Source organism: Chryseomicrobium aureum, assembly GCF_043182735.1.
Lineage (GTDB): Bacteria > Bacillota > Bacilli > Bacillales_A > Planococcaceae > Chryseomicrobium > Chryseomicrobium aureum.
In genome coordinates this window covers 1,277,502-1,298,870 of the sequence record NZ_CP171117.1, presented here as the reverse complement: position 1 = coordinate 1,298,870, position 21,369 = coordinate 1,277,502, and the positions used below count along the sequence as shown (strand labels likewise).

Below are 21,369 nucleotides of genomic sequence, written 5' to 3'. Positions count from 1 at the left end.
GGCTTAAGAATGAAACTTTTCTTATAGAAAAACGTATGAACTAGTAGTGAAAAGAGGTGTAGTATGAATTCTAAATATACAGCGTACCGGCACTTGCTCAATGTACCGATCAGTAGTGCTTCCCTTCTCGTGTTACTCATTCCTTTTGATGCAGGATTGACGTTGAGCGCTGCTATAGCCGCAGGGACTTATGCTGCCTCGAATTATTCAATCAAAGGCATCCAACGCTATCATGTTGTAAAGAAACATGGTTTGACGTGGTCTGAGCTTCAACATATTTCGAAACAAGTCGAAGATGCACAAGCAAAAATTCGAGAGCTCAATCAATTCTATACACGTGTCCGTTCGTTTCGTTCGATCAAGCAATTGATTGAGATGAATCGAGCTGCCAAGCGTGTAGTCCAACTTGTTCAAGAAGAACCACGACGTTTTTATTTAGTTGAAAACTTCTTTTACTCGCATATAGACAGCGCACTAGAAATCACGAAAAAATATGCACTTCTCGTCCGACAGCCAAGTAAAGATGCTTCCACAAAAGTGGCACTTATGGATGCACGAGACATGATGGACGAGATCAATGGCTTATTGCAGCAAGACGTGAACGATGTCATCAAACAAGACATCAATAGACTTCAACTTGAACTTGACTATGCAAAGCAGTTATCAAACCGACTACCTGAGCCCAAAGGAGACGATAAATCATGACGAACGAAACAAATCAGACAGACTATCTACTTGATGAACTTCTGATGGAACCCGTAGCAAAGCCACAAGAACAGCAAACGCAACAAGTAAAGCTAATGGAACGGTTAACAGAAGAAGAACAGTCTAAGGCAAAACAACTCGCCACACAGATTCCCGTCGGTGATTATGAGTCTATCCTGACGTACGGGGCGACTGCCCAAAACGAATTAACAAAGTTCTCGCATCAGATGCTTGATCACGTCCAGAAGAAAGACATTGGACCGGTTGGTGATATTTTAGGGGATTTGATGAAGAAGTTAAACGAAATCAACCCGGAAGAATTGAATCAAAAAGAAAAGAAAGGCATTCGCAAGCTCTTTTCGAAAATGAATCGCTCCTTGCAGGAAGTGATGACTCGCTATCAAAAATTGAGCACGCAAGTAGACCGAATCGGAATTCAACTCGAGCACTCAAAGCGTGGGTTAGTCGAAGATGTCCGAATGCTAGATAAACTGTATGACCAAAACAAAAATTATTTCAAGGCACTAAATATATACATTGCCGCTGGAGAGTTGAAGCGTGATGAAATCGTGCAGCAAGTCATTCCTGCCCTTCGTCAAAAAGCAGAACAATCCAATGACCAGATGGCTTTTCAAGAAGTTCATGATATGACGCAGTTTGTGGACCGTTTAGAAAAACGTATTTATGATTTGCAACTTTCTCGCCAAATCACGATTCAAAGTGCACCACAAATTCGCATGATCCAACAGACGAATCAAACACTAGCTGAAAAAATTCAATCGTCAATCATGACCTCCATTCCACTTTGGAAAAATCAAATTGCGATTGCCTTAACGTTGAATCGTCAGCAAAAAGCGGTGTCGGCTCAACGCCAAGTAACTGCGACGACGAATGATTTACTTTTGAAGAATTCTGAGATGTTGAAAGTAAATTCGATTGAAACTGCGAAAGAAAATGAGCGTGGGATTGTCGAAATCGATACACTGAAGAAAACGCAAGAGAATCTTCTAAGTACAATCGAAGAAACGCTACAAATTCAAGCAGATGGCCGCATGAAACGAAAAGCTGCGGAGCTCGAAATTGCGCGTATGGAAGATGAGTTGAAGAATCGTCTTCTTCAGATTCAGGAGAAGTCAGAGAATCGACAGAACATTTAGATGTGGAGAACGCCACTCTAGAAACTCCGAGGAAATCAGACGTGCCCATGAAGGCATTCTTCAGCCTTTGTGGGTGCGGCTGACTTCCGGAGCGTGTTTCTGGCGTTCGCAACTTGATTCCACTTTAGATGTGGAGAACACCACAATAGAAGACTCAATCTTGAGCCACTCTCTGGCGTTACGGTAGTGAGTTCCAAGGGGAGCATACCGAAGCCTCCTCTTGGCATACGAGAAGCTTGCACTTCTCGCCTCCACTATAATTAGATGTGGAGCCGACTGTTCAGAAATTGTGCGAAATGCCAGCGTGGATCGTGAAGCGTTCTTGGCTTCATGGGCCGCTATGGCATTTTGTGGGATTTCTAGGAGGTGCAACTCGATTCCATTTAGATTAATACAACGTCTCCCAAGGAACTCACTACCTTCTCTTGTCGATTGAACTTATAACTTATACATCTGAAATTAAACGTTAAATTCTCTCTACAATTTAAAAAAAGGAGCAGCCCTTACTATACAGGGTTGCTCCTTTTTTAGCGCTGCTCAGTCAACTGAGCGGTCGTTCATCTACCGAAATTAACTTTTATTCGACTGAACCTGTGATTTCATCTACCCAAACCGGAATTTGTTCTACCGAAGTAATATTATGGAAACTAAACACCCGGGTCATACCTACAAACTCTATCGTCTAGCCCTGAACCTGCAACAACTGCTGCAGCATTCGCTTTAAAAGTCGATGAGCCTCTGCAGTAAACTGATTTAACGAGTCCGTTGCAGCGGTTCGATTGCCGTAGATTGTCTCAAATAGCTGGCGTTGCTCTTCTGACACGGGTGCATCTGATAAAAAGAGATGCAAGAAGGCGATTCCTTTTTTCGTAATCGCTTGAACCGCATCGGCTGTATCAATAATCCCCTGCTCTCTGTATTCAAAGGCAGAAGGTTCGCCGTCTGAGAAATACACTAAAAATTTCTGCCGTTCAGGACGCGCAAGTAATGAGTTTTCCGCTACACGCAGTGCGTATCCATCTCGATTATCCTCATGCGCTTCAAGAGAATAAATCGCGGGGGCTGCATCTTCTTGGCGATCAAATTCATGTACGACTTCAAAGTAATTTGGTTGATAATTGTCCGTTGCATCATACGCATCCTCGTAATGTTGTACGATTCTGTGCGGAATAGCCAATTTCGTCAACACATCATGTACATAGAGTACCGCGGCATTCGTCTCATCCATCTTTTCCTGCATCGATGCAGAACCATCTAACAATAAGTAAAACACTGCATCCAAATCTTTGCTTTCCTGTCCTTTACGGTAAAAAAGTTTTGGCCGTTCCTCTAACCAAAGAGGTAATAAGTTCTTCTGCAACCGCCCTTTCGAAAGACCCGTCAAATGCTCGGTCTCTTTTCGTGCCATTTCTTTTTGGAACAAAGTGACGAGTTGCTTTACATACGGTGCTTGTTCAGCTCGATCCCTTACAATTGTTGATAAATTGACAGAAGAATTGATTTCGACCGGCTTTTCGATTTCAGTCACCGCTTGATGAATCTTTGGTACCTTGATGAAGAGTGTTTTGTCATACTCTTCACGGTTCGTGCTTCCGGACTCACCAAGAGCAATCGTTGTCGGGTCATGATCTTCTCTGCCCTCTTCCACAGCACCCTCTGGATCTACTAGTTCACTGTCACGTCCATGCTCAATTTCAAAGCGCAGATGCATCCCTTCTTCTTGCTCCGATTCTTGGTGCCACATTTGCATCATCTCTTCAACCGAATCTTTGGTTTGGTCTGAACCTTTTCCATCTTTTTTCATTCCCCGGTGATACGTAAAGTTTTCAAATACAGAGCCCGGCAGTACTAGATGTTGGAAGTGTGTGAGTTGGGGATCATCTTTTAGCTTATTTTGCATTCTGTAAAGGATACCATAGGCTACATCTATTGAGTCGGACGTCGATTGTGAAAAGTTCTGCATACGAAGTAAAGGCAACACATCTTCGAAGTCCTCATCACCTTCAAGTTGTAGGGTTCCGTCATAGAGTGCGATGGCACTATAAAAAAGTAATGCATCTGAAAGAAGACCACGTTTTTTTAGTGAGTTGTATTGTTGCCAATAATAGGGGATCGTCGCTTTTTCACGAGCACGAAACCATTTTCGGGTGCCAGGACGCGATTTTTGAATTTGTTCACCAAACCGATATTCTTCCAGCAGAAATACCAATTGTTCAAGTAAATCTGGATACGGATAGTCTACTATCTCCTCTTTAAATCGCGCATACTCTCGAAGATGAAAGCGTCTAAAAAATCCTTGGGCTAACAATAAAACGTCCGTTATACGACCAGCATGTTGAATGTCTTGAGGACGATGTCGCCAAAATACGCTAATTGCTACGGTTTGTTCTAGAGGATTCATCTCGATCAATTGACGTTCACTCAACGTGAAATTGTCCGCATTCATCCAGGCACGTGCGAGTCTTTCAAAGTGAAGAAGTTCACCGGCCTCAACTACTTCATTATTAAATTTGATAAAGCGTTCCATTACTCGGTCATCCACGATTCGATGATTTCTGATACTAATTGCTTTTCCTGTGCATCACCAAGCTTTTCAAGAAGCCCGTAGCGATACGCGCGTCGAAGTGGAATGTGTAAAGACAGTTCCATCACATCGAATAAGGAACGAATGGATGCAGATTCATCTGCGACACGGCCTTGCTCTGCAAGTGTTCGCAGTTCAGAAGTAATCGAAAGAACTGTTTCAAGCTGACTTTTTGGGTAGTCCGAGAACGTCTCAGAAACCAATTCTTTTAAAGCTTCTCCTTGGATGTATGGAATTTGGAACGATACAAATCGGTCTTTAAGCGCTTCGTTTAAAGGTGCTGTTCCCATATACCCTTCGTTGATTGCGGCAATCACGCCAAAATCTGGATGTGCTTGAATTACTTCACCTGTAAACGGGTTCGTCAACATTTTTCGGTAATCGAGTATTCCGTGCAAAATCGGTAGAGTTTCGGCTTTTGCCATGTTGATTTCATCAATATAAAGTAAGTGCCCTTTTTTCATTGCTTGAACAACTGGCCCCTCTACAAATTCAATTGCCGTTTGTCCATCCCGCTGAACAAGAGTTTTAAAGCCGAGCAAGGCTTCTGCATCTAAGTCGACAGAAGTATTGATACTTTGCATAGGTTGATTGAAGTAAGCACTGATACTTTCTGCAAGCTTCGTCTTACCCGCACCAGCGGGTCCTTTTAGTAATACAGGTTTCCCTAAAGCAACTGCTGTTTGAATGTCTTCTAGTAGATGGGGTTCTGGGCTCTTATAGCCTCCTGTACGAATCAACGAAGTATCGTCTCCGTGAGTACGCTTGTTACGCAGTTGTTGCTTTTCTAAACGAATCATTGTAATGTCCTCCTATAGAAAAAACCGATGGAAGCCCACCGGTCACTCGAAATAGTCTTTATAATAGCCACCAATTTTGCCTGTATTGTCTACGACAAAAATGAATTCTTCTGTTTCATTTTTTACTTCATAAGTTTTTCCAGCCGTCAGCACATTGCTTACTAAAAATTTCGCAGCATCTGTGTGCTTGCATGTAACTGTACGAAGGGTTGGTTTTTCAGTCCAATTTGTATGAATCATGTGTATCCTCCTAGTGAAAAAAAGATCCTGCAAAAGCAGGATCTATTTGTATTATGAGTTAAGAAGTAAATCTTCTGGGTTTTCAAGAAGTTCTTTAACCGTTTTTAAGAATCCAACTGAATCTTTCCCGTCAATCACGCGGTGATCGTAAGATAATGCAATGTACATCATCGGACGGATTTCAACGTTATCGCCAATAGCGATTGGGCGTTTTTGAATTGTGTGCATTCCTAAGATACCTACTTGTGTACCATTTAAAATCGGTGTAGACATCAATGAACCAAATACACCACCGTTAGTGATTGTGAACGAACCGCCTGACATATCTGCAAGCGTCAGTTTGTTGTCGCGTGCTTTTGCAGCAAGTTCCCCGATGTTTGCTTCAATTTCAGCAAAGTTTTTACGGTCTGCATCACGTACGATTGGAACAACTAGTCCCCCTTCAGTTGAAACGGCAATACCGATATCAAAGAAGTTGTTTTTCACGATATAATCGCCATCGATTTGTGAGTTCACGTATGGATATTTCTTCAGTGCAGCGACAACCGCTTTTGTGAAGAATGACATGAAACCAAGGCGAACATCGTTTTGCTCGAAGAATTGATCTTTCTTGCGTGAACGAAGCGCCATCACATTCGTCATGTCGATCTCATTGAATGTTGTAAGCATCGCTGTATTTTGTTTCACTTCAAGTAAACGGCTAGCGATAGTTTGACGACGACGCGTCATTTTTTCACGCGTTGTGCGACCATCGTCTTCTTTTTCAGTAGCTTGTGGTTTTGCTGCCGGTGTAGATGGAGCAGCTGCTGGCTTAGAGCCGTGTGCTGCAACGTCTTGTACACGTACGCGCCCCATTGGATCTACTGGTGAAATGTCACTTAAATTGATTCCTTTTTCACGTGCAAGCTTGCGCGCTGCTGGTGATGCGATTGTGCGGTCAGAAGATTCTTCGTGCTTCACTTCTTCTTTCACAGCTTCTTTCGCAGGCTCTTCAGCTTTTGCTGGTGCCTCTGCTTGTTTTGGTGTTTCTTTTGTCTCTTCTTTTGGAGCAGAACCAGAGCTTTCACCAGCTCCTACACGCGCGATTACTTGGCCAACTTGTACAGTATCACCTTCTGCTGCTAATAATTCTTGAACAACACCAGCTTCTTCTGAGATGACTTCAACGTTTACTTTATCTGTCTCAAGTTCAACGATAAATTCCCCTTTTTCTACTGTATCGCCTGGTTGTTTCAGCCATTGTGCTATTGTACCTTCTGTAATGGATTCTGCTAATTCTGGAACGATAATATCTGCCACGATTGTTTCCTCCTTGGACGTTTTAGTTGTTCGAAACTGCTTCTTCTACGATTCGTGCTTGTTCAATCTTGTAGGCTTCTCCGTCTCCTTCAGCTGGACTTGAGCGGTGAGTACGGCCTGTATATGCAATATCTAAGCCTTTGCCAAGTTCGAGTAAGTAAGGAAGGGCAAAATGCCATGAGCCCATGTTTTGTGGCTCTTCTTGTGCCCAGACAAGCTTCTTCACATTCGGGAAGCGTGCAAGGATATCTGCAATTTTTTGTTCAGGAAATGGATACAATTGTTCTACACGAACGATGTGTAAGTGGTCATACCCTTCACCCGAATCAATATTATCTGCTAAATCGATGGCAAGTTTACCACTTGCAAAAACGATTTTTGTAACGCTGTCTTGGTTTTTCCCTAAATTCGGTTCTTCAATGATTGTCTCAAATTTACCAGTCGTCAGTTCTTCAACATTCGCTCCAACTTTTGGATGACGAAGTAAAGATTTTGGTGACACGATAATAAGAGGGCGAATTGCCTCATCGTGAAGCATCGCCGCTTGACGACGTAAAATATGGAAGTAGTTTGCCGCACTAGAAAGGTTCGCAACTGTCCAGTTATTCTCTGCTGCTAATTGCAGATACCGCTCAACTCGAGCACTTGAGTGTTCCGGACCTTGTCCTTCAGCAGCATGCGGAAGAAGCATGACGAGACCAGACTTTAATCCCCACTTTGAGCGAGCAGCACTGATAAAGTTGTCAAACATCACTTGCGCCATGTTGGCAAAGTCACCATATTGGGCTTCCCAAATGGTCAACGCATTTGGATCTTCTAAGTTATATCCGAACTCATACCCTAAGATTGCTGCTTCTGTCAGTGGACTGTTATGCACGACAAATGAAGCTTTTGCATCTTGGATATGATGGATTGGCATCAATTCATTGCCATTTGTCTCATCGTGTAGAACAAGGTGGCGGTGTGAGAACGTTCCTCGTTGCGCATCTTGACCTGTTAATCGGATGGATTGACCATCTTGAATAATTGAAGCAAATGCCAATGTCTCTGCATGGCCCCAGTCGATTTTCCCTTTACCTGCAAATGGTTCTTCACGGCGTTTCAAGATACGTGCAAGTTTCTTAAACGGTGTAAACTCTTCTGGCCAAGAGAGTAAATCGTCATTGATTTGGCGAAGACGTCTTTCTTCCACACCTGACTCATGTTCTGGCATGCCATTTAAAACAGCATCTGGAATTACGATGTCATGCGCTTTGGATTCTGGTAATTCTTTTACGCGATCATAGGCTGCTTGCATCTTTGCAAACGTTTCTTCGTCAAGACTCTTCACATCTTGCTCAGACACTACAGATTCGCTTTCCAATGCTTTTCCATAAAGTTCACGTACAGTTGGATGTTTGTGAACGAGTTTATACATTTCAGGGTTTGTCACCATTGGCTCATCCATCTCATTGTGTCCATAGCGGCGGTAGCCGATTAAATCGATTACGATATCTTTATGGAACTTTTGACGGTAACTAAAGGCTAGATTTGCAATACGCAGCACTTCCTCCGGCTGATCCGCATTCACATGGATAACGGGTACTTCATAGCCTTTTGCAGGATCACTCGAGTAAAGCGTTGAACGTGAATCAAAGTGTTCTGTTGTAAAACCAATCATATTGTTGGCAATAACATGGATAGAACCACCCGTTTGGTAGCCTGGTACACGGCTGTAGTTTAGTACTTCCGTTACAACCCCTTGTCCTGGGAAAGCTGCATCTCCGTGTACAAGCACTGCAAAAGCTTTTGCAGGATCTTGTTTTGGAAGACCCGCCTCATCAGTAGTTTCTTGCGCAGCACGCACTTGACCTGTTACAACAGGGCTCACAACTTCAAGGTGAGATGGATTGTATGCTAGTTTAACTTTTAAACCTGAAGGAGAATTGTATGTTGCACCGTTGTGGTACTTCACATCTCCGTACCAGCCAGTTGAATACTCTAATGAACCGTCTTTTGGAATGAAAGCTTTGTTTGGCACATGGGCAAAATCTGCAAACATCATTTCATACGGTTTGTTTAAAATATGTGTCAATACATTTAGACGGCCACGGTGTGCCATCCCAATGTTGATTTGTTCAACATTTTGATTGTTCGATTGTTTGACAAGCTCATCAAATAAAACGACAAGTGTATCTAACCCTTCTATTGAGAAGCGCTTTGCTCCAACAAACGTACGGTGAACAAACTTCTCGAATCCTTCAATATGCGTCAAACGAGACAACACTTCTTTTTTCTCATCTGCAGATAGTTTCTTCGCTGGAGTTGACTCGATCTGTGCTTGAAGCCATTCACGCTCTTCACGTGTAATGACATGCGCAAATTCGAACGCAACTTTGTTTGTGTAAACAGATTTTAAGTGATCAATTGCTTGTGCACCATTCTGAACAGAAGCAGGCGCATTTTGGACAAGCAAAGACACAGGTACCTTTTCGAGGTCCTGTTTCGTAAGTCCGTAAAACTCTAATGAAATACGTTCTGTTTTCTTTTCGCGGTCATTTAATGGATAAATGTCTGCTGCCTCGTGACCATGCGTACGAATCGCATCCGCAAGTTGAATCGCTTTCAAAACAACATCCATTAATGAATCGTCCACTTCAACGGATGGTTTAACACTTGCAGTAGCATCCACAGGCGCACCATACTGTTCAAATAGTGCAACGAGTTCTTTGTCTACATTTTCAGGTGATTCTAAAAATAAATCATATTGCTCCATCACATACCCTAAGTTTGGCCCAGAAAAAGCCGACCAGGGTGTAGTTGTTTTCGACATGAGAAAACCTCCAACTGTAGTTCCTATCAATAGTATATATATTCATAGTATCATTGATGCCCCCTTTATGAAAGCGAAGGGGTATGAACGATTTTTCCATTTCAATCTTACTACTCTCATGAAAAAAAACAATCCTTTTTGTGAAATTAATCACGAAAAAACACTCGTACGAAACGAGTGTCAAAGTGAATGATTATTCATATCCTATTTATTGGTAATTGAAGTGTGAATTCACTTCCGACTCCATGCTCACTTTTTATAACTAAACCTCCCCCTGACCTTTCGACAATCTGCTTTACAAGGGTGAGGCCCAAGCCGGTACCCCCTAGTTTTTTCGATCTTGCCGGATCAACTGTATAGAAAGGTTCTGTTATTCGTTCTACTTGTTCTTTACTTATTCCAATTCCATTGTCTTTGATTTTGATTTCGTATGTCTCATTTTGGGATGTACCAGTGATCTGTATGAATGGTGATTTTTCGTTATATCGAATACCATTTACAATAACATTTAACAGAGCTTGCCGAATAAGAATCTCAGAACTTGTAATGATAATTGGTTCAACGCTGACTTCAAATTGAACATCAGGATTCGATTGCTGAAGTTCTTTCACTACTTCTCTAACCACTTGATCTATAGAAAGCTGTTGTTGTTCTAATTCTTGCTCTTTTGCGAGTGCAAGCAATGTCTCCATCATCCGCTTCATTTTCAAGGTTTCAGATTGGATCACGTCCACTGTCTCTTCAACTAGCTTTGGATCTTCTTTCCCCCACCGTGCTAGCATCGATGCATTTCCTTCAATCGCTTGAATAGGACTCCTCAATTCATGAGACACATTCCCTATAAAACGTTCTTGCATCGCATAAACCTCATCCATTCGTTTCACCATCTCCAAATATTCGGACGTGAGTTGACCGATCTCATCGTCTCCCACATAAGAGAACTCGACTTTTTGTTTATTTCCGAGCATGTTCTCTTGCATGGCTAGTTTTAGTTCCTCAAGTGGTTTGGTGAGAACAGATGAAAGAAAGTAACCGGTGAGACCAGATAATATGACAAACAACACGCCAAAAAGAAGAAGTGCCAAAAGTAAATAAGACATCATACTGCTGTAGTTCTCTAAAGAATGAGACATGGCAATATATAATGAACCGCTTCCGATTTCAAACGGTGTTACTTTGTATAGAACATCTTCATCTGCTACAGTAGAGCGTTCAAATTCATTTAGCGTTCCTGTAAAACGAGGATACGGGATTGTCGGATTGATTACGACAAGTTCCACACCGTCTGCATTTAAAAGTTTCGCACTTTGATTGCGGGATAAAAATTGATTGAGTAATCCCGTATTTCGTTCAAAGTCTTGAACAGACAGCTCAGGACCACGGGAAAGCATATAACTCTCTAGTTCAGAAAAAGTATTTTCTGCTGAACTTCTTTCATTTGCAAGCACCCACTGGCTTAGCGCGGTGAATAATACAATGGAAAGCAATATATACGTGAGAACCATTACTGAAGATGTCCACAGTGACCAGCGATAGCGAAGGCTTTTAGTTTGTAGCCGGTTCATATCGGTATCCCACCCCACGGACAGTCTCTATTGAGTCTGCTACTTGCCTTGGTAGTTTTTTTCGAAGGTGTCGAATATACACATCGACGACGTTGGTCTCTGCTTCTGAATCAAAACCCCAGACGTTTTCAATCAATTGTGATCGACTTAAAACGATACCCGGATGTTTCGTCAAATAGTTTAATAGATCGAACTCTGTTTTGGTGAGCTCGAGTTCTAAACCTTCAGCAAACACTTTGCGAGATGCTTCCTGAATCACAAGAGATTGGCTACGTTCATCAACTATCCGCTCCGTTCGACGTAAAATAGCCCGAATTCTTGCAAGCAATTCCTCTATCGCAAACGGTTTGACAATATAATCATCTGCTCCTGCTTCAAGACCAGACACCTTGTCCATCACGGCGTCACGCGCTGTCACTAACAAGATTGGCACACGGGACGTCTTACGAACGCGCCTCGTCAACTCTAGACCATTTATTCCTGGAATCATGATGTCTACAAGCAACAAATCAAAATTATTTTGTGAAACCAATTGTGCAGCTTCTCTTCCATCAGCAGTCACGACGACCTCAAAGCCTTCATGTTGCAATTCAAGCACTAAAAAACGTGCAATGTTGTCTTCATCCTCTACAACTAATATCTTCATCAAACGTTGTCACCTCAACCTTCACGGGACTTTTTTAAGCTTCCTTAATCGTACGGATTTAGGTACTAAGATTCAAGTTTTTTCGTTCACGTATTTTTCACTTTTCAAACGAAAAAAAATAGAGTATATTTTTCTAGCAACATAAAATTCTATAGTTTGATGAGGGAAGGCAAATGGTGCGCCACCAGCAATTGGTTCTAGTAGGTTCGATTCCTACCCCGAAATTTTTTATGCAGCACTAAATGAAAAATTTCAGGGACCGGTAGACCGGTTTAGGAGGAAGATCGAATTGCTAAAACGACGTGAGTTGCAAGATTGCCATGCTCTTTATGAGTTAATGTCTGACCCGTCAGTGATGAAATTTGTACGCCAGAAAGCAGCTTCTGCTGAAGAATATCTGTTCAGCACAAAAGCACTTATGGAAGAAGAAGAGAATGGAACTGTGATTTCCCGCACAATTTTAAGTGATTTCGGGCAACCGATAGGAACGATCAATCTATTTGACGTTCAGCAAAATGCAGGGTTTCTCGGTACGTGGATTGGCACACCATTCCAAGGTCTTGGGTACAACTCAAAAGCGAAGGAACAATTTTTAAGCGAATTGTTTTTTGAACTTTCAATTGAAAAAGTCTTCATGCGCATTCGCAAAGTAAACGAAAAAAGTTTACGTGCGGCTAGTAAACTACCTTATTCGGTTCTTGCGAATGATTTATATCCTGCTTTATACAATGAAATCAATCGTGATCAAGAAGTATATGATTTATTTTGTATCTCAAAAGACATGTTCTTGTTTGCCATGTTACAGCAACAGAACCAAGAAGAACAAGCTATGTGATTTCTATAAAGAAAAGCATTTTCTCAAACTCGAGAAAATGCTTTTTTGTTTAGTTCCACTCTCTCTCTAGCAAATCGACAAAATCACGTGGATTTGGAGGTTGTTTCGCTACCGCTTGTTTTGATTTGATAAAATCTTGTTCGTTCACGAGCTTAGTGAGAGCCTGTGTAAACTCTTTTGTTGTCAGCAGATCTTCTTCTGTAACGACTGCGTACCCTTTTCGTTCAAAGTCATGCGCGTTCTCGACTTGGTCTCCACGACTCGCTTTCTTAGAAAGTGGAATCAAGTACATCGGTTTTTGAAGTGCTAAAAATTCAAAAATCGCATTTGAACCAGCACGTGAGATGATAAAATCACTTGCTGCTATGAAATCAGCCAATTCATCGGTAACAAATTCAAAGATGCGATAATTTGGGTCTGTCCATTCATCATGGTGAACATGGCCTTTACCCGCAAGATGAATGATTTGAAAAGACTTCACTAGTTCTGAGCGTGTTTCTCGAATAAGTTGGTTGATTTTTGCTGATCCTTGACTGCCTCCCATAATCAGAATTACTGGCAGATTAGCTGTAAAGTTCAAAGCTTTTAACGCGTTTTCTTTAGATCCTTGAAACAGCTCTGGTCGAATCAACGCACCAACAGGTTCTCCTTTGCCAGGAAAGTGTTTTGCCGTCGTTTCAAATACGGTGAACACCTTTTTTGCAAACCGAGAGGCAATCTTATTGGCGAGGCCTGGGGACATATCGGACTCATGGATGAATAGTGGCTTATTTGTCAGTTTGGCTGCGAGCGCAAGTGGCACTGACACAAATCCACCTTTTGAAAAAATTGCATGTGGTTTATGACGTTGAATTAACCGGACAGATTGTGCGATACCTGCCACTACTTTAAATGGATCCTTCATATTTTCGATGGAGAGGTACCGTCGCAGCTTGCCCGTCGATATTGCATGGAACGGGATATGCGGATAATACTCCTGGAGCAATTCTTCTTCAATTCCACCCGCTTGGCCGATGTAATGAATAGCATAGCCCCTTTTCTCTAGTTCTGGTATAATGGCTAAGTTTAAAGAAACATGGCCAGCGGTTCCTCCGCCTGTTAAAAATACTGTTTTCATCTTGTATAGACCTCCAAGTTCATCTAAAAGGGCGTGCACATTGTGGTAAAAAACTTACCGACTTATTTAAAAACCTTATCCATAATCGTCATGCCAATTCTCATCACTCAAGTTTTTCTTTACTTGATGACTTTTTTCGATATTTTAATGACGAGTAAATATGATATCGGACATCTAGCTGGTGTATCAATCGGCTCTTCTCTATGGGTACCTGTTTATACAGGCTTAACAGGTATCCTTATTAGTATAACTCCTATTGTAGCGCATTACATAGGTGGAAATAACAAACAACAAGTAAAACCTACTGTTCAACAAGGTATGATAGTTGCAATAACAATGTCATTACTCGTCTATGCACTTATTTTTCTAGCAGTAGAGCCTATTGTATCCATGATGGATGTTTCTGCTATTGAGCGAGAAATTGCCATTGCTTATGTAAAAACGATTTCAATTGGATTGATCCCTTTATTTATCTATAGTGTATTGCGTGGGTTCATCGATGCTCTTGGTCTTACACGAATTACGATGTTCATCACTTTGTTATCTGCCCCAATTAATGTATTTCTGAATTATCTCTTTATCTTCGGGAAGTTCGGTGCCCCGGAGTTAGGTGGTCAAGGGGCTGCACTGGCCTCAGCACTCACTTATTGGGTTGTCTTGTTTATAACAATCGGATTGATCGCTACACTTCCCTCAATCAAAGAGTATCAGATTTTCAGTGGGTTCTCGGGAATTCAAATGAAGCGAATTTGGACTATTATCGCAATGGGCGTACCGATTGGTCTATCCATCTTTGCTGAAACAACAATTTTCTCAGCAGTTACATTAATGATGACAAATTATACAACTGAAATATTGTCTGCCCACCAGATTGCATTGAACTTTACTTCACTGCTTTATATGATTCCACTATCTATTGCCATGGGAGCTACCATTGTTGTGGGCCAATCTGTTGGTGCAAGGAAGTTTACGGAAGCCTCTCATTATGCATGGCTATCCGTCCTTTTAGCCATAGCTGTAAGTTTTGTATCCGCATCTATTCTGTTCTTTTTCCGCGAGCAAATTTCGACGTTCTATACAGATGATGCTGTTGTAGTAGGGTATGCTGTTCAATTCTTGATATTTGCAGCTTTATTCCAGTTATCAGATGCAATCCAAGCACCTGTACAAGGCGCTCTTCGCGGATATAAAGACGTCAAAATCACATTCATTATGGCGATTATCTCGTACTGGGTCATCGGCTTACCACTTGGGTACTACTTAGCAACTACCACTTCACTCGTACAGTATGGATATTGGGTTGGATTAATTGCAGGATTGACAGCTGGAGCGATTACTCTGTCTATACGATTGCTTATTGTTCAAAAAACGTATGCACGTAAAAAAGCACAAGCCTAATTGGCTGTGCTTTTTAAACCATAATGCCCGAGTCATTTATTTTCACCTCAAAGGTTGGTTCAATTACTAAATTCATACTGGAAAAGAAAACAATTGTTACTGCGCAAAACGTGTTGAGAGTTCGTTAAACCTTTCAGTGACTTTACGTAAAAAGTACTCTTCTTCCCATTTTGAGCAATCCAGCAATGTTACTTTTTGACGCAGTTGTTCATTTTTTTGTTCCAATGTTTGGCGTGTACGTGGGTGTGTTTGGACATCCAACAACTCATCATCAATCACTTGATCGATGTCACTTGCTGTTGAAAGGCTGGTTAAGCGTTCACGTTCGGGATAAATTTTCTTCAATGTAGAAAGTACTTGATAGGTTTCTAACGTTGGACAGGCGGTTAAATTTTCGCCGATAACGACAAGTTGTGTTTTCACATTCACATCTTCTTGCATCCACTGTGTCATTCCATATGCATATTGAAATAAATGAGGCTTAGAAGTTGAAGGCAATTGAATATACCCCTTCACTCGGTAAACCGTTTCTGATAGAGATTGAATCCACTCTTCCACTGCATACTGTGGAAACGAAGAAGAAAGTACTTCTAGTCGCGTCCCTAAGGTTAACTCCATTCCGACACGCATCGGCTTATGTGCGGATAAAGAAGGTGCTAAATGCTGGAGTTGTGAAAAATCTACTGTACTGTATGTAGTGGGAACAATCTTTGCTTTTGCGTTTAATTGACTGAGTGAAAATTGAACCTCCTCCAGTTCTTCTGAATCTACTACATCTACTTTATTTAATACAAGCAAGTGACCATGTTTGATTTGCTCAAAGAATAAGGCCTTTGTTTGTATTGGCAATTTATCACGTTCTAAAAATCGAACCGCATCAACCACTGTCACAATTCCTTTAAAGTCAAAGTGGTCAGCAAATAAAGGAGACAAAATCACATCTAAGGAGGCCACTGGATGTGCTGCCCCTGTCGTTTCAATTAGCAGAACATCAAATTCTTCTTGATGTAAAATTTGTTGTATTTGTGCCTCTGTTTTTTCTGCTGGTGAACAACAAATACATCCTTCTAATAATTCACGAAGCGGCACGTCCTCCTCAACTGCGTCACTATCAAACCCAAGTGCTCCTAGTTCGTTCATAATGACCGCTGGCTTTAAACCTTGTTGTTTGATGTACGTCAGCCACTTCACGAGGAGTGTAGTTTTACCACTCCCTAAAAAGCCACTTAATAGATAGACATCTTTCATTAAAAACCCTCCTGTAAAAAAAGGGACTGACTACACGTAGTCAGTCCTTTCTGTTTTATTCTGCTGCTTGATCAAGCACTTCAATAGCTCGTAAAAGTTGTGGATCTTCTGTACGTAGTTTTTCACGTACAGCATCCATAATTGCAAGTGTGGTATCACCAGATACTACACCCGTCACTTCCAATTCATTCTCTTGTTGGAATTCTTCGACAGCCGTTTCGAGTTGCTCATCAAAACGCATTCCTTCTTCATCCACCGAATAGCCAAGTGCTGTCATAAATTGTTTCAAAACACCGACTTGTTCTGACTGAAGGTCAAGAGACAATTCAACTGCAGGATCTAATGGCGCAAGAGATGCATAGTCAGGATATTCCACCACTTCATCGGGTTGAACACCTTCCTCGTGAATCCAATTACCTTCTGGAGTTAACCATTTTGCAGTTGTTAACTTAATATTCGAACCATCCGCTAAATCTTCAACACTCTGCACAGTACCTTTACCGAAAGAAGGAAGACCTACAACTGGAATATCAGCAGATTCGCTAAGTGCAGCTGCAATAATCTCAGATGCTGAAGCACTACCTCCGTCGATAATGACAGCAGTTGGCACTGTTACACGTTCTGCTTCTACTGCAGGTAGAATCGTAGCTTCACCTTGTTGCTCAATTTGCAATACCGGTTGACCTTCTTCTACAAATAAAGAAGCAATATCAACAGCAACGTTCAATAAGCCACCTGGATTTTGACGGACATCAAGAAGTAATTTTTCCATTCCTTGTGCTTCCATCTCATCGAGTGCATCTAGTAATTCCTGATATGTGTCATGAGAGAAACTAGAAATTGAAATATGAGCGACGTTGCCGTCCAACATCTCCGTATAAACCGTTTCTATCGGAATCTCATCACGAGTGATTGTTACTTCAATTGGTTCAGCTTCCCCACGTTGAATCGTAAGTGTGACCTCTGATCCTTTTTCTCCTCGAATGAGAAGAACAGCTTCTGAAGCACTAAATCCGCGAATGTCTTCTCCATCTACTGAAAGAATTTTATCATTCGGCATAATTCCTGCACGCTCAGCTGGAGAGTTTTTAATTGGTGAAACAACTGTGATAACACCGTTTTGCTCTTGAATCTCAGCACCAATTCCTTGGAAGCTTGAAGAGATACTTTCATCAAATTGTGCAGCCTCTTCTTGATTCAAATAATCGGAGTATGGATCCCCAAGTGCATCAACCATACCATTGATGGCACCGTTTACAAGTTCCTCTTGATCAAAATCTGTATAATACTGTTCGCGTAGTTGATCATACACATCATAGAGTCGGGAAAACTCTTGTCGTTCTGTTGGCTGAATGACTTCTGCCACCTTTTCTTCACCCGTAGTTAGGGCGAGCATCGTCACTCCTGCAGAAGCAATAGCTGTTAGGAACAATACGATGACGAATATAAATGGGTTGATCCGAAAAGCTCGGCGAACTGGTGGTTGTTCAGGATTCGTTTCAGGCTGTTGTTCCATTTTCTCACCTCATTAATAAAGACTGTCGTCCATGTCGACAGTCTAAAAATGGTGCCAGGGCCTAGCGCCCTAGAACATTTTATTCTTGAATAGCTGCTTCTAATGCGACAACAATCATGTCGTTAAATGTAGTTTGGCGTTCTTCTGAAGATGTTGCCTCACCTGTTAAGATGTGGTCACTTACAGTTAAGATTGACAACGCTTGACGGTTGAATTTAGCTGCAAGTGTATAAAGAGCTGCAGATTCCATTTCAACTGCTAAGATGCCATAGTCAGCCCATTTTTTATAGTCTGCTTCATCATTGTAGAATAGGTCAGCCGTGAAAATGTTTCCTACACGTAGGTTAAGTCCAGCTGCCTTACCCGCTTCATATGCTTTGTACAGAAGATCAAAATCTGCAGTTGGTGCATAAGCAAGGTCGTTTAAAAGAACTTTGTTTAATGAAGAATCAGTTGAAGCACTTTGACCAATGATTACGTCACGTACTTTTACATCTTTTTGGATGGCTCCACATGTACCTACACGAATTAATTTTTGCACATCATACTCTTGCATTAATTCTGTAACGTAAATTGCAATCGATGGAACACCCATCCCAGTTCCTTGTACAGAAATGCGTTTCCCTTTATAAGTTCCTGTGTATCCAAACATGTTACGAACTTCATTATATTGAACGACATCTTCTAAAAATGTCTCTGCAATGTATTTTGCACGTAATGGATCTCCTGGAAGTAAAATTGTATCTGCAATTTCACCTTTTTTAGCACTGATATGAACACTCATCATGTAACCTCATTTCTTTAACGTATAAATTTATGATACATAGTTTAGCGACTGAATGCAATTCATGTTATTACTTCGTTTTATATTCTTCCCATAACTCATCAAAAATAGAAGCAGGAATCGCATCATCTGCTTGCATCTCAATATAAGTAGACAGTTCATAAAAGTCGTTTGTATTTTTAGGGAAGTCATGAAGTTCAAACACACGCTCAGCAAATCGATGTTTTGGATTTGATGCTGAACCGCCTCTATGTCTCAACACAAATTGATAGAATGTATCTCTCATAAGTCCACCTCTTTACTTGAAGGTAGACAAATATTCGCCATATCCTTCTTTTTCTAAATCTTCCTTTGGAACGAAACGAAGAGCTGCTGAATTGATGCAATAACGTAAGCCAGTAGACTCTTTTGGTCCGTCTGGGAATACGTGTCCTAAATGCGAGTCCGCCGTCTTACTGCGCACTTCTACACGACGCATACCAAAACTGTCATCAAATTCTTCTACAATTTCAGGCGCATCGATTGGTTTTGTAAAACTTGGCCACCCACACCCTGCATCGTATTTATCATTCGAGTGAAATAATGGTTTTCCAGAAACGATGTCCACATAAATTCCTTCATGGAAGTGTTGATCGTATTCACCTTGATACGGTGGCTCTGTTCCATTTTCTTGCGTGACATGGTACTGCATAGGCGTTAATTTTTCACGTAGATTATCCTTCAAAATAATTCCTCCTTAACTGTTCAACAAAGTTTTTACGTCCGGAGCCAGTAAAGTAGCGCTCGTAATGGCCACTATTTTTTTTGTAGTAATCTTGGTGGTACTCTTCTGCTTCGTAAAAAGGTTTAGCTGGGAGTAGCTCAACAGCTACTTTTTTTGTGAAGACATCGGATTCAAGTCGTTTCATAACTTTTTCAGCTACTTCTTTTTGGTCCGCATCATGATAAAAAATCGCCGTTTGATAGGATTTTCCTCTATCAAAAAATTGGCCTCCAGCATCAAATGGGTCAACATTTTGAAAATAGATTTCGACAAGTTGTTCATAACTGAATTTCGTTGGATCAAAGGTGATCTGTACCGCCTCATAATGACCTGTTGTCTCGGAACAAACTTGTTCATACGTAGGATTCTCAACATGGCCACCCGTGTATCCAGACACTACTTTTTCAATTCCATCATACGAATCAAAAGGTTTGACCATACACCAAAAACAGCCACCTGCGAAAGTTGCTTTTTCCATCTTTAAAACCTCCCTGTCATTGATCTGTTGGAACAGTCACGGAGAGTATAATTTCATCATTCTCCAAGTCAATTTCTTGAGCCCGAATATCTAAGTCCCCATCAATCGGTAATCCACCTAAATCTATAAAGACTGACTCATCTGCTGGACTTACGATCATCCAGTTTGGTAAATCAATTGAACTGCGCAATAATTTTAAGATCTCTTCAGGAGGAATCGATAGTTGACCTATATCTACTTGATTTTGCACAAGTTGAATATTGCCATCCTCAAGTACAACCGGATCAAAATACATCTGAACTGGAATCGTTAAACTAAAAACGGTGAGTTCAGAAGTCAAAGCAATTTTATCCTCCACAACCAATTGTAATGGGATTGGCTGGTCACGAACTGCTTCTTGAATGTATTTGTTCGCAAGCTTTTCAAAGTCTTGTTTGGATGTCTCGACAAACAATTGACCTCCTTCTGCAGGGTCTGGTCTGTCAGTAAGTGTATAGCTTTCAGACGTTCCAGTCAGTAAACTTCCCACATAAACGATTGCAATTACTAGCAAAAGTACAAGTCCAAGAAATGCGATTTTCCATTTATTCAAAGTTATCAGCCCCCATTTACATACAGTTCCCCATCTGATTGCTCTATGAAACCACAGCTTTCCATTGTACGGAGCATCCGATTGGCGATTAAATCATAGCCTTGTCCATTCGGATGGAAGAAATCTGTGTGATACACCAAATTTGCGTTGGTATAAAAAAGGTCTTGTACGGGTACAAAACAGGTTGATTGGAAGTCGCCCAAAGTAGCTTCCATCGACGTATTCCAATCCACGACTATAGATTCTACTTCCTGTGACTCTACTGAAATTAATGAGAACGGATTATACAAGCCAAGTGCAACAATAGGGGCCTGTGGGTTAATCGCTCGTATATAATCCAGGATATGATAGTACCGTGTCTCATATAGTTCTCGTTCTTCTTCGAATGCCTCTAACTGAAGTGAGAACAAGTCACGTTTAATTACTTTCATGACATCATTTCCACCAATAGATAAGAAAATATGACTTGCTTCTTGAATTTCTTTATCGAGACTCCCGCTTGATAGAAGGGTTAACAACTGATCACTTCGTCGTCCACGTTTCGCTGTATTGATCAATTCAACTCGGTCGATTTGCTCACTTGTCAAGAATTCATCTCGAATACGTCCAACGTACCCATCTTTCTTTAACTCATCACCGATTCCAACTGTTAACGAATCGCCAAGTCCGAGAAATAACAAATTATCAGGAAAGACATTATAAGGAACCTGATAGCGAACAGGTTCCTCACGGTCTTTCACCTGAAAAACAGGCTTGATTACAAAACTGCTACATCCACTTATAACGACAACAACAACTACCAATGCAACAAATGCTAATTTTTTCAACTG

General features: G+C 41.2%; 20 protein-coding genes. 4 read left to right on the top strand and 16 right to left on the bottom strand.

From position 1 onward, the window contains the following. Positions 1–63 precede the first annotated feature (63 nt). Together ACF3OH_RS06850 and ACF3OH_RS06845 are read left to right on the top strand one after the other, a co-directional pair. Positions 64–705, top strand: coding sequence for a 5-bromo-4-chloroindolyl phosphate hydrolysis family protein (locus tag ACF3OH_RS06850; RefSeq protein WP_204589248.1), 642 nt, complete (start codon positions 64–66; stop codon positions 703–705). Continuing rightward, entirely contained in the window at positions 702–1,862 is a 1,161-nt protein-coding gene (locus tag ACF3OH_RS06845; RefSeq protein WP_392456578.1) for a toxic anion resistance protein, read from the top strand. The genes ACF3OH_RS06850 and ACF3OH_RS06845 overlap by 4 nt, the downstream gene beginning before the upstream one ends. Positions 1,863–2,544: 682 nt before the next feature. On the opposite strand, the gene ACF3OH_RS06840 is transcribed toward ACF3OH_RS06845, so the two are convergent. From ACF3OH_RS06840 to ACF3OH_RS06810, 7 genes are all read right to left on the bottom strand, one after another. Then, positions 2,545–4,389 carry a VWA domain-containing protein gene (locus tag ACF3OH_RS06840; protein ID WP_392456576.1) on the bottom strand — a complete coding sequence of 615 codons (1,845 nt, stop codon included), beginning with the start codon at positions 4,387–4,389 and terminating at the stop codon, positions 2,545–2,547. Then, the gene (locus tag ACF3OH_RS06835) at positions 4,389–5,246 is read right to left on the bottom strand and encodes an AAA family ATPase (RefSeq protein WP_392456574.1); all 858 of its coding nucleotides are present in this window, start codon (positions 5,244–5,246) and stop codon (positions 4,389–4,391) included. The genes ACF3OH_RS06840 and ACF3OH_RS06835 overlap by 1 nt, the downstream gene beginning before the upstream one ends. 42 nt (positions 5,247–5,288) lie before the next feature. Beyond that, complete coding sequence (locus tag ACF3OH_RS06830) at positions 5,289–5,486, bottom strand: DUF6501 family protein (protein ID WP_392456573.1); 198 nt, start codon at positions 5,484–5,486, stop codon at positions 5,289–5,291. A gap of 51 nt (positions 5,487–5,537) precedes the next feature. Continuing rightward, on the bottom strand, positions 5,538–6,785 hold the full coding sequence (gene odhB / locus ACF3OH_RS06825; protein WP_392456572.1) for a 2-oxoglutarate dehydrogenase complex dihydrolipoyllysine-residue succinyltransferase: 1,248 nt from the start codon (positions 6,783–6,785) through the stop codon (positions 5,538–5,540). A gap of 22 nt (positions 6,786–6,807) precedes the next feature. Beyond that, positions 6,808–9,597, bottom strand: coding sequence for a 2-oxoglutarate dehydrogenase E1 component (locus tag ACF3OH_RS06820; protein ID WP_392456570.1), 2,790 nt, complete (start codon positions 9,595–9,597; stop codon positions 6,808–6,810). 197 nt (positions 9,598–9,794) lie between these two features. Continuing rightward, positions 9,795–11,162 (bottom strand): ATP-binding protein, encoded by a 1,368-nt coding sequence (locus ACF3OH_RS06815; protein WP_392456567.1) that lies wholly within the window; start codon positions 11,160–11,162, stop codon positions 9,795–9,797. Beyond that, a complete protein-coding gene (locus ACF3OH_RS06810; RefSeq protein WP_392456565.1) occupies positions 11,143–11,808 on the bottom strand; it encodes a response regulator transcription factor in 666 nt (221 codons plus the stop codon). The genes ACF3OH_RS06815 and ACF3OH_RS06810 overlap by 20 nt, the downstream gene beginning before the upstream one ends. A 289-nt stretch (positions 11,809–12,097) precedes the next feature. Between ACF3OH_RS06810 and ACF3OH_RS06805 the strand changes: the two genes are divergently transcribed. Beyond that, positions 12,098–12,643, top strand: coding sequence for a GNAT family N-acetyltransferase (locus tag ACF3OH_RS06805; protein ID WP_392456563.1), 546 nt, complete (start codon positions 12,098–12,100; stop codon positions 12,641–12,643). 49 nt (positions 12,644–12,692) lie between these two features. On the opposite strand, the gene ACF3OH_RS06800 is transcribed toward ACF3OH_RS06805, so the two are convergent. Beyond that, on the bottom strand, positions 12,693–13,760 hold the full coding sequence (locus ACF3OH_RS06800) for an undecaprenyldiphospho-muramoylpentapeptide beta-N-acetylglucosaminyltransferase (protein ID WP_392456560.1): 1,068 nt from the start codon (positions 13,758–13,760) through the stop codon (positions 12,693–12,695). Between the two features lie 90 nt (positions 13,761–13,850). Between ACF3OH_RS06800 and ACF3OH_RS06795 the strand changes: the two genes are divergently transcribed. Next, positions 13,851–15,158: an MATE family efflux transporter gene (locus tag ACF3OH_RS06795; RefSeq protein WP_392456725.1), complete on the top strand. Its 1,308-nt coding sequence runs from the start codon at positions 13,851–13,853 to the stop codon at positions 15,156–15,158. A gap of 96 nt (positions 15,159–15,254) precedes the next feature. Here the strand turns inward: ACF3OH_RS06795 and ACF3OH_RS06790 are convergent, their stop codons facing one another. The 8 genes from ACF3OH_RS06790 to ACF3OH_RS06755 all read right to left on the bottom strand — a co-directional run bounded on the left by ACF3OH_RS06790 (position 15,255) and on the right by ACF3OH_RS06755 (position 21,366). Next, positions 15,255–16,406, bottom strand: a complete 1,152-nt coding sequence (locus ACF3OH_RS06790; RefSeq protein WP_392456558.1) for a CobW family GTP-binding protein — start codon at positions 16,404–16,406, stop codon at positions 15,255–15,257. Positions 16,407–16,461: 55 nt separating this feature from the next. After that, positions 16,462–17,922, bottom strand: a complete 1,461-nt coding sequence (locus ACF3OH_RS06785) for a S41 family peptidase (RefSeq protein WP_392456556.1) — start codon at positions 17,920–17,922, stop codon at positions 16,462–16,464. A gap of 79 nt (positions 17,923–18,001) precedes the next feature. Next, on the bottom strand, positions 18,002–18,706 hold the full coding sequence (deoD, locus tag ACF3OH_RS06780; protein WP_392456554.1) for a purine-nucleoside phosphorylase: 705 nt from the start codon (positions 18,704–18,706) through the stop codon (positions 18,002–18,004). A gap of 70 nt (positions 18,707–18,776) precedes the next feature. Beyond that, positions 18,777–18,992 (bottom strand): YozE family protein, encoded by a 216-nt coding sequence (locus tag ACF3OH_RS06775; protein WP_204589234.1) that lies wholly within the window; start codon positions 18,990–18,992, stop codon positions 18,777–18,779. 12 nt (positions 18,993–19,004) lie between these two features. Further along, complete coding sequence (msrB, locus tag ACF3OH_RS06770; RefSeq protein WP_239584804.1) at positions 19,005–19,397, bottom strand: peptide-methionine (R)-S-oxide reductase MsrB; 393 nt, start codon at positions 19,395–19,397, stop codon at positions 19,005–19,007. 22 nt (positions 19,398–19,419) lie between these two features. Next, positions 19,420–19,947, bottom strand: a complete 528-nt coding sequence (gene msrA, locus ACF3OH_RS06765; RefSeq protein ID WP_392456551.1) for a peptide-methionine (S)-S-oxide reductase MsrA — start codon at positions 19,945–19,947, stop codon at positions 19,420–19,422. A gap of 16 nt (positions 19,948–19,963) precedes the next feature. Further along, a complete protein-coding gene (locus ACF3OH_RS06760) occupies positions 19,964–20,539 on the bottom strand; it encodes a YpmS family protein (RefSeq protein WP_392456549.1) in 576 nt (191 codons plus the stop codon). Positions 20,540–20,544: 5 nt separating this feature from the next. Beyond that, positions 20,545–21,366 (bottom strand): GDSL-type esterase/lipase family protein, encoded by an 822-nt coding sequence (locus ACF3OH_RS06755; protein WP_392456546.1) that lies wholly within the window; start codon positions 21,364–21,366, stop codon positions 20,545–20,547. Positions 21,367–21,369: the final 3 nt, after the last annotated feature.

Bases quoted from the DNA above. Each gene is read 5' to 3' on its own strand.
- ACF3OH_RS06850 (WP_204589248.1), top strand. From the start codon at position 64: ATGAATTCTAAATATACAGCGTACCGGCACTTGCTCAATGTACCGATC.
- ACF3OH_RS06845 (WP_392456578.1), top strand. From the start codon at position 702: ATGACGAACGAAACAAATCAGACAGACTATCTACTTGATGAACTTCTG.
- ACF3OH_RS06840 (WP_392456576.1), bottom strand. From the start codon at position 4,389: ATGGAACGCTTTATCAAATTTAATAATGAAGTAGTTGAGGCCGGTGAA.
- ACF3OH_RS06835 (WP_392456574.1), bottom strand. From the start codon at position 5,246: ATGATTCGTTTAGAAAAGCAACAACTGCGTAACAAGCGTACTCACGGA.
- ACF3OH_RS06830 (WP_392456573.1), bottom strand. From the start codon at position 5,486: ATGATTCATACAAATTGGACTGAAAAACCAACCCTTCGTACAGTTACA.
- ACF3OH_RS06820 (WP_392456570.1), bottom strand. From the start codon at position 9,597: ATGTCGAAAACAACTACACCCTGGTCGGCTTTTTCTGGGCCAAACTTA.
- ACF3OH_RS06815 (WP_392456567.1), bottom strand. From the start codon at position 11,162: ATGAACCGGCTACAAACTAAAAGCCTTCGCTATCGCTGGTCACTGTGG.
- ACF3OH_RS06810 (WP_392456565.1), bottom strand. From the start codon at position 11,808: ATGAAGATATTAGTTGTAGAGGATGAAGACAACATTGCACGTTTTTTA.
- ACF3OH_RS06800 (WP_392456560.1), bottom strand. From the start codon at position 13,760: ATGAAAACAGTATTTTTAACAGGCGGAGGAACCGCTGGCCATGTTTCT.
- ACF3OH_RS06795 (WP_392456725.1), top strand. From the start codon at position 13,851: ATGCCAATTCTCATCACTCAAGTTTTTCTTTACTTGATGACTTTTTTC.
- ACF3OH_RS06790 (WP_392456558.1), bottom strand. From the start codon at position 16,406: ATGAAAGATGTCTATCTATTAAGTGGCTTTTTAGGGAGTGGTAAAACT.
- ACF3OH_RS06785 (WP_392456556.1), bottom strand. From the start codon at position 17,922: ATGGAACAACAGCCTGAAACGAATCCTGAACAACCACCAGTTCGCCGA.
- deoD (WP_392456554.1), bottom strand. From the start codon at position 18,706: ATGAGTGTTCATATCAGTGCTAAAAAAGGTGAAATTGCAGATACAATT.
- ACF3OH_RS06775 (WP_204589234.1), bottom strand. From the start codon at position 18,992: ATGAGAGATACATTCTATCAATTTGTGTTGAGACATAGAGGCGGTTCA.
- msrB (WP_239584804.1), bottom strand. From the start codon at position 19,397: ATGCAGTACCATGTCACGCAAGAAAATGGAACAGAGCCACCGTATCAA.
- msrA (WP_392456551.1), bottom strand. From the start codon at position 19,947: ATGGAAAAAGCAACTTTCGCAGGTGGCTGTTTTTGGTGTATGGTCAAA.